This window comes from Paramuribaculum intestinale (assembly GCF_003024925.1).
GTDB lineage: Bacteria > Bacteroidota > Bacteroidia > Bacteroidales > Muribaculaceae > Paramuribaculum > Paramuribaculum intestinale.
Window position 1 is genome coordinate 1 of sequence record NZ_PUED01000347.1, and the last position, 1,342, is coordinate 1,342.

The following is a 1,342-nucleotide window of genomic DNA, read 5'->3' on the forward strand; positions in this document are numbered from 1 at the left end:
GCCTAATATAGCACCTAATAGCAAACTGCTTAATCCGCTATAAATTAATAAACTAGACATTCTTATTTAAGATTTATGAATATGGTTGACTAATAGCCAACCATATTAAATTTTAACGCCACGCCGCCAATCTTTCACACCGATGATAACTTCTTATTGCAGATACAATAGATACTACATCATGTACACATCCAATAATCGCAAATCCATAATTTCCATCAGCAAAATCCATTGCTGTTGAACACGCCCCAATTGCAATACCACCACAATCGAATGCTAATTGAAGCACACAAGCACGTGTGGTTCTTGAAACTGTAGCCAATGATGCAGCTGTTTCAGGCGTAGTTATATTATCATATATAGCAGCCGAATTTACAGCCATTCCTCTTACAATCGGAGATTCGATTGAGGTACAGGCTGTTTCTAGTCTTGTAACAGAGTGACCGCCTGCAGATACGTAGTCGTCCATTAATGAATATAACTTTGCGACATCTTCGGCAGGAGCAACTTGCATTAGACTATCCAATTTTAAAGAAACCAACTCATCAGTTTTGATTTCTTGATTTTCACCATCTAACGAAATATATAAATCTTCAATTTCCTCTGGAGATAAGGTAAGTAGATAACCTACGATATCGTCTTTTGTAGTAGCACGGCTTGAGATAGAGACACCGATCTCATTAAATGCATCCTTATTTAATACGGCAGCCTTTTCAGAGGCTTCAAGATACTCTTCTGCAATTGTTCTCTCCGTGCTATTTTTATACGGTATATCCTCTTCTGAAGAGCAACCCTCCAAGAGAACTAACATTGACACCGGAATAAAAATCCCTGTTAGATAAAGTAAAAATTTTTTCATAAACTTTGAATTAAATGTTATGTAATATTAACAAAGATTAATTCAAATGGTTCATCTTAACGAATCATCAAGATATATTCAATCAAAGTAGTTGTCTCTTCCAAGCATTTTCAACCCAAATAATAAGACAGTTACAGCCCTGTGGTACAAGAGGAAAACAAAAGACACAATTTTATGGCAGAAATGGGCTATCAATAGTCGTTAATAAATATGGGCTTTAGCGCACTATGCAAGTGCGTTAAAGTCCATTATGCGGAAAAGACAGAGGTTATTACGGAAGCAAAAGATCGTAAAATGGAGAATAGAGGAATTTGTTGGGCTTCAAATATATACGATTATTCTTGAAATCCATTACCATATTAAACCTTTTGAGAAAATTGTTTCCAATCATACCGTCTATATTTTCTTTTGATTGCATACCCGAAGTTAATGTGGAAAATGCTCCGGCAACGAGAGGTAAATGATATTTTCCGACAACAACTT

The 1,342-nt window shown here is 35.8% G+C and carries 1 protein-coding gene and 1 pseudogene; both read right to left on the reverse strand.

Annotated features, from left to right (window positions below; genetic code table 11):
• Nucleotides 1–112: 112 nt before the first annotated feature.
• Nucleotides 113–859, reverse strand: a complete 747-nt coding sequence (locus tag C5O24_RS13410) for a hypothetical protein (RefSeq protein ID WP_107036862.1) — start codon at nucleotides 857–859, stop codon at nucleotides 113–115.
• Between the two features lie 271 nt (nucleotides 860–1,130).
• Nucleotides 1,131–1,342: pseudogene (locus C5O24_RS14420) on the reverse strand (aspartyl protease family protein); the annotation flags it as partial.